Origin of the sequence: Micromonospora sp. NPDC048843 (genome assembly GCF_040649965.1) — a bacterium.
GTDB lineage: Bacteria > Actinomycetota > Actinomycetes > Mycobacteriales > Micromonosporaceae > Micromonospora > Micromonospora hortensis.
This window is the reverse complement of the sequence record NZ_JBEZGJ010000253.1, coordinates 1-7,575: the sequence shown is the minus strand read 5'-3', so window position 1 is coordinate 7,575 and position 7,575 is coordinate 1. Positions and strand designations below refer to the sequence as shown.

The 7,575-nt window shown below is 74.2% G+C and carries 1 protein-coding gene; it reads right to left on the bottom strand.

All coding sequences use genetic code 11. The features are described from left to right. On the bottom strand, positions 1-7,575 hold a 7,575-nt coding region (locus AB0C20_RS33630; RefSeq protein WP_357569515.1), incomplete at both ends, for an amino acid adenylation domain-containing protein.

Below are 7,575 nucleotides of genomic sequence, written 5' to 3'. Positions count from 1 at the left end.
AGATCCACACCACCCGACGACACCGCCACCGCACCCGGCGACACCGCCACCCGCGCCGCAAACAACTCCGGCAAGCTACGAAAATCCAACGGCCGCGGTTCGCCGGCGGAAAGCTCCGCGATGCGTCGGCGCTCGGCCTCCTCGAGCAGGTCGATACCGGCAAGCGGCCGGTCCGGCTCGGCGGCGGCGAGCGTAAGCAGCCGCACCAGGTGGCGGGTGAGCCGCTCCGCGGTGGACCGGTCGAACAACTCGGTGGCGTACTCGAGGGCGGCCGCGATCCCTCCGGGCAGCCCGTCGGCGCGGTGCCGTTCGACGAAGCGGAACGAGAGGTCGAACTTGGTCACCACACTGCCGCCGGGGATGGTGCTGACCGTCAGGCCCGGCAGCGCGACCAGCGCGTCGTCGGCCTCCCGGCGGTCGGTGTTGTTCCACACCACCATGGTCTGGAACAGCGGGTGCCGGGCCAGCGAGCGGTTCGGCTTGAGCACCTCGACCAGTCGCTCGAACGGCAGGTCCTGGTGGGCGTACGCGCCCAGGTCACGCTCGCGGACCTGGTCGATCAGCTCGCCGAACGTCGGGGTCCCGGACAGGTCGGTGCGCAGCACCAGCGTGTTGACGAAGAACCCGACCAGGTCCTCGACCGCCTCGTCGGCGCGGCCCGCGACCGGGGTGCCCAGCGGCACGTCGACCCCGCCGCCGGAGCGGGACAGCAGCGCGGCCAGCGCCGCCTGCACCACCATGAACAGCGTGGCCCCGTGCTCGGCGGCCAGCGCCGCGAGGCGCTCGTGCAGGTCCACCGGCAGCTCGAAGCGAACCAGGTCACCGCGGTGCGAAGGCACGGCCGGGCGGGGCCGGTCGGTGGGCAGCGGCAACTGCTCGGGCAGCCCGGCCAACTGCCGGATCCAGTAGTCGAGCTGCCGGCTGATCGGGCTGTCCGGGTCGTCCTCGGTGCCCAGCTCGGCGCGCTGCCAGAGGGTGAAGTCGGCGTACTGAGCGGGCAGCGGCGCCCATTTCGGTGCCACGCCCGCACTGCGTGCGGCATAGGCGGTGGCGAGGTCGCGGGCGAGGATACCGGCCGACCAGCCGTCGCCCGCGATGTGGTGCAGCACGATCACCAGCACGTGCTGATCCGGCCCGGTGCGCAGCAGCCGGACCCGCAGCGGCGCCTCGGTCGCGAGGTCGAACCCCGCCCGGCCGGCCCGTTCCTTCACCTCGTCGAGGGCGGCCGGCTCGACCCGCTCCGCGACCACCTCGGGCGCGGCCACCTCGGCCGGCAGGACGAGCTGGTACACGCCGCCGGTGTCCTCCGGAAACACCGTGCGCAGACTCTCGTGCCGGTCCACCACGTCGGCGAACGCGGCCCGCAGCGCGACCACGTCGAGTTCTCCGGTCAGCCGCAGCACCGTCAGCATGTGGTAGAGCGAGCTGTCGCCGTCCAGCCGGCTGAGGATCCACAACCGGCGCTGGGTGTGCGAAAGCGGCACCCGCTCCGGGCGGGGCCCAGCGGCCAGCGGGGTGCTCCGGCGGTAGCCGGCGCCGTCCAGCCGCGCGGCCAGGCCGGCGACGGTCGGCGCCTCGAACAGCGTACGGACGGCGAGGTCCACGCCGAGCGCCGAGCGGATCCGGGCGACCAGGCGGGCAGCCAGCAACGAGTGCCCGCCGGCCGCGAAGAACGACTCGTTGACGCCGATGCCGGGACGGCCCAGCACGTGCGCGAACAGCCGGGCGAGCAACTCCTCGCGGGGCCCGCGAGGAGCCCGACCGGCCTCTGCGGTGGTCCGGGGTGCGGGCAGCGCCCGGCGGTCCACCTTGCCGTTCGGGGTCAGCGGCAGCGCGTCCAGCAGCACGGTGGCCGACGGGACCATGTAGTCCGGCAGGGACCGGGCGGCCCGCTCACGCAGCTCATCCTCGGTCGGCGCGGGGTGGCCGGCGACCACGTACGCGACCAGCCGGCGGTCCCCTGGCACGTCCTCGCGGATCACCGCGACAGCCTGGCTCACCCGCGGATGTGCGGTGAGGACCGCACTGATCTCGTCCAGCTCGATCCGGAAGCCGCGCAGCTTGACCTGGTGGTCGACGCGGCCGAGATAGTGCAGGTGGCCGTCGGCGTCGCGCCGGGCCAGGTCGCCGGTGCGGTACATGCGCCGGCCGGGCGGGCCGAAGGGGCAGGCGACGAAGCGCTCCGCGGTGGGCGCCGGCCGCCCATGGTAGCCGCGGGCCAGGCCGCCGCCGGCCAGGTACAGCTCGCCGGCGACACCCGGCGGCACCGGGCGCAGCGCGGCCCCGAGCACGTACGCCTGGGTGTCCAGGATCGGGGAGCCGATCGTCGGGGCGGCCGCCGACGCGGGGTCCACCACGCCCGCCGTCGACCAGACGGTGGTCTCGGTCGGCCCGTACAGGTTCGTCACCTCGGCCGCCGACGCGGTCAGTCGTCCGGCCAGGTCCGGCGGCAGCGTCTCACCACCGACCAGTACCCGCAGCCCGGCGGTCGCGTCCGGGTTCTCGGCGGTCACGGCCCGCCACAGGCTCGGGGTGGCCTGCATGATCGAGACGCGGTGACGGTCGATCCGCTCGCACAGTGCCACTGGGTCACGCACGACGTCCCGGTCGGCGAGCAGCACCGTCGCTCCGGCGATCAGCGGGAGGAACAGCTCCAGCACGGCGATGTCGAAGCTGACCGTGGTGACCGCGAGCAGCCGGTCGCCGACCCCGATCGGGAACCGCTTGTGCATCGCGTCGAGGAAGTTGTCGACGGCGCCGCGCGGCACCACGACGCCCTTGGGCCGTCCGGTGGAGCCGGAGGTGTAGATGACGTAGGCCGCCCGGTCCGGGTGTTCGGCCACGTCCGGGCCGACCGGGTCACGCTCGGCCAGCGCCAGCGTTGTCCACGGCGCGTCGGCCACGATCCGGGGCAGGTCGGTCTCCGGCAGCTGCTCGCTGATCGCGGCGGTGGTCAACAGCACGGCCGGGCGGGCGTCGGCGAGCATGAGCGCGATCCGGTCGGCTGGGAAGTCGGGGTCGACCGGTAGGTAGGCCGCGCCCGCCCGGAGCACCGCGAGCAGCGCGACGACCAGGACGGCGTCGCGGGGTACGGCCACCGCGACGTACCGTTCGGGGCCGGCGCCGCGTTCGGTGAGCAGCCCGGCCAGCCGGGCGGAACGGTCGTCCAGCTCGCGGTAGGAGATGCTGCCGAAGTCGCCGGCCACCGCGGGGGCGTCCGGAGTGGCCGCAACCTGCCGCCGGAACATGCTCAACAGGGTGGGGGCGGCGTCCGTGCGGACCGGGGCGTTCCAGCCCGTCAACACCTGCGTCAGCTCGTCGTCGCCGAGCAGGTCCAGATCGGACACCGGGCGCCGTGGGTCGGCGACCGCCGCGTCGAGGAGCCGGACCAGGCGCTGGGTGAGCGCGACCACGGTCCGCTCGTCGAACAGGTCGGTGCTGTAGGAGAGCGCGCCATGCAGGCTGCCCGCGCCACGCTGCTGGAAGGCGAACGACAGATCGAAGCGCGCGGTGGTGGCCGGGGTGCCGAGCATCGTCGCGGCCAGCCCGCCGAGCTGCCGCGGGCCACCGCCGGTGGCCGGGGCGTGCCAGGTCAGCATCGTCTGGAACAGCGGGTGCCGGGCCAGCGACCGGACCGGGTTGAGCAGCTCGACCAGGCGCTCGAAGGACACGTCCTGGTGGGCGTACGCGGCGAGGTCGCTCTCGCGGACCCGGTCGAGCAGCTCATCGAAGCCGGGGTCGCCGGACAGGTCGGTGCGCAGCACGAGTGTGTTGACGAACAGGCCGATCGCGCCGGTCAGCGCGTCGTCGTCGCGGCCCGCGACCGACGCGCCGATCGGCACATCGGTGGTGCCGGCGAGCCGGCCGAGCAGGGTCGCGAGGGCCGCGCGGACCACCATGAACGGGGTCACCCGCCGCTGCCGGGCCAGCTCGGTGATCCGCCGGAACAGACCCTCGGGCAGCTCGAACTCGACCACCGCGCCGCGGTGCGAGCTGACCGGCGGGCGGTGCCGGTCGACCGGCAGCGCGAGTTCCTCCGGCAGCCCGTCCAGGTGGGACCGCCAGTAGGCGATCTGCCGGGCCAGCCGGCTGCCCGGGTCGTCCTCGGCGCCGGCCTCGCCGATTTGCCAGAGCGCGTAGTCGGCGTACTGCACCGGCAGCGGGATCCAGGCGGGCTCGGCGCCGGCGGACCGGGCGTCGTACGCGGTGGCGAGGTCGGCGAAGAGCGGCTCCAGGGAGGCGCCGTCACCGGCGATGTGGTGCAGGACGAGCAGCAGGACGTGCTCCTGCGGACCCAGTTCGAGCAGCCGTGCCCGCAGCGGGGTCTCGGCGGCCAGGTCGAAGCCCTGGCGCACGACTCCGGACAGCCGCTCGTCCAAGGTGCCCGGATCGGCCCGCTCCACGGTCAGTGGCGGCTCGGCCCGGTCCTGGACGACCTGGTACGGGCCGTCGGCGTCCTCGGCGACCAGCGTGCGCAGCGATTCGTGCCGCCCGGCCAGGTCGGCCAGCGCGGCCCGCAGCGCGTCGACGTCGAGCGCACCGGTCAGCCGTACGGCGAGCGGGATGTTGTAAATGCCGGCGGCGGCGTCGAACCGGTTGAGGAACCAGATCCGTCGCTGGGCGAACGAGAGCGGGATCCGACCGGGCCGGGGCTGTGGACGCAGCGGGGTGCGGGCCGCGGCGGCCCCGTCGAGCCGGGCGGCGAGCGCGGCCGGCGTCGGCGCCTCGAACAACGCCCGCACCGGCAGCTCGGTCCCGAGCACCGAACGGATCCGGCCGATCAGCCGGGTGGCCACCAACGAGTGCCCGCCAGCCGCGAAGAAGTCGGCGTCGACGCCGACCTCGGGCAGGCCGAGCACCTCGGCGAACAGGCCGCACAGCAGTTCCTCCCGCGGGCCGCGGGCGGCCCGCGAATCCGCGGCGACGACCGGCTCGGGCAACGCCCGGCGGTCCAGCTTGCCGTGCGGGGTGAGCGGCAGCTCGGCGAGCGGGACGAACGCGGTCGGCACCATGTAGTCGGGCAGCAGCTTGCTCAGGTGCGCACGCCATCCGGCGGGGTCGGCGTCGCCGGTCGGGACGACGTACGCGACGAGCTGCCGGTGGCCCGCCGCGCCCGGGTCGCCGCCCGGCCGGGTGTGCGCGACGACCGCGCAGCGCCGCACGCCGTGGTGGCGGGTGAGCGCCGACTCGATCTCGCCGAGTTCCACCCGGAACCCGCGGATCTTGACCTGCTGGTCGACGCGGTGGAGGTAGACCAGCTCGCCGTCCTCGGTCCAGCGTACCAGGTCGCCGGTGCGGTACATGCGCTCGCCGGCCGATCCGACGGATGCGGCGACGAACCGCTCGGCGGTCAGCCCGGGACGGTTGACGTAGCCGCGGGCCAGCCCGGCCCCGGCCAGATACAGCTCCCCGGGTACGCCGACCGGCACCGGGCGCAGCGCGCGGTCGAGCACGTACGCCCGGATGTTGTCGATCGGACGGCCGATCGGGGCGGTGCGCGGCCAGGCGGCGACGTCGGCGGGCAGCCGGTACGCAGTGACCACGTGCGTCTCGGTCGGCCCGTACTGGTTGTGCAGCCGGCGACCCGGGCGGGCGGCGAACCGGTCACGCACGGCGGGACCGAGGGAGAGCGCCTCGCCCGCCTGCACGATGTCGGTGAGTGTGGGCAGGTCGGCGCCGTTCCCGGCCGCGCAGAGCGCGTCGACCACCAGGTTGGGGCCGAAGAATTCGGCGACCTCGTGCTCGGCGAGCCACCGCGCGAGCGCCTCGGGATCGCGCCGGACCTCCTCCGGGCAGGTCACCAACGTGCGGCCGGTGAGCAGGCCGAACAGGATCTCCTGGGCGGACACGTCGAAGCTGACCGCGGCGAACTGGCTGGTCACCACGCCCGGTCCGGCGGGCATGGCCCGCTGTTGCCAGGACACTAGATTGATCATCGAGCCGGCCGGCATGACGACGCCTTTGGGGCGCCCGGTGGAGCCGGAGGTGAAGATGACGTACGCCGGGTGCTCCGGTCTCAGCACAGTGCCGCGCTCGGCGTCGGTGATGGATTCCTCGCCCAGGCGGGCCAGTTCGGCCAGCACCGCCGGCTCGTCCAGGACAAGCCGGGGGGTGGCGTCGCCAGACGGCAGCGTGCCGGCCAGCGCACGAGTGGTGACCAGCAGCGCCGGGCGGCCGTCGGCGAGCATGTGGCCGATCCGCTCGGCCGGCAACGCCGGGTCGACCGGCAGGTACGCCGCACCGGCCTTGAGCACCGCGAGCACCGAGACCGGCACGTCGGCGGTGCGCGGCAGGGCCAGCGCGACCGTCCGCTCGGGACCGGCACCGCGCCGCAGCAGCAGCCGGGCGAGCCGGTTGGCGCGGACGTCGACCTCCCGGTAGGAGAGCCGGTCCTTCCCGGCCACCACGGCGGTGCCGTCCGGCTTGCCGGCCGTCTGCGCCTCGAAGATCGCCGGCAGCGAGGAGTCCCGGATCGGCACCGCGGTGTCGTTCCAGGTGGTCAGCACGCGCCGGCGTTCGGCGTCGCCGAGCAGGTCCACGTCGCCGACCGGGCGGTCCGGGTCGGCGACCAGCCCGGCCAGCATCCGCTGGAACCGGTCGACGACGAGTTCCGCGGTCCGCGCGTCGAACAGATCGTGGCTGAACTCCAGCACGCCGGCCAGCCCGTTCCGCTCGACCATGCCGAAGAGCAGGTCGAACTTCGCGGTGCCGGATCCGGTCTGGAACGGCTCGACGGTGAGCCCGGGCAGCCGTGCGGCGGTGGACTCACCGGGCGCGTCGTGGTTGTTCCAGGTGATCATCGTCTGGAACAGCGGGTGTCGGGCCATCGCCCGCGGTGGAGCGAGCGCCTCGACCAGCCGCTCGAACGGTACGTCCTGGTGGGCGTACGCGGCCAGGTTCGTCTCCCGCACCCGGGCGAGCAGCTCGACGAAGGTCGGGTTGCCGGACAGGTCGGTGCGCAGCACCAGCGTGTTGACGAAGAAGCCGACCAGATCGTCGAGGGCGCCGTCGGTGCGCCCGGCGATCGGGGCGCCGAGCGGGATGTCGTCGCCCGCGCCCAGCCGGGAGAGCAGGGCGGCGAGCGCGGCCTGGGTGGCCATGAAGACGCTGACGTGGTGGCGCCGGGCCAGCTCGCGCAGCGCCTGGTGCACCTCGACGGGCACGGTGAACGCGAGCCGCGAGCCGCGGTTGCTGCCGGTGGCCGGGCGGGGCCGGTCCACCGGCAGGGTCAGCTCGTCCGGCAGGTCGGCCAGCGCCTCGCGCCAGTACGCGAGCTGCCTCGACAGCGGGCTGTCCGGGTCCTCCTCGGAGCCCAGCACCTCCCGCTGCCACAGCGTGTAATCGGCGTACTGCACCGGCAACGGCCGCCAACCCGGAGCACCCCCCGCCACACGAGCGGCGTACGCGGTCGTCAGATCCCCGGCCAGCAACGGCATCGACCAACCGTCCGCCGCGATGTGATGCACCAGCACCAGCAACACATGCTCGACCGGACTCACCCGCACCAACCAGGCCCGCAACGGCGCCTCGGCCGACAGGTCGAACTCGTGGCCCGCCGCACACAGGACGTCATCG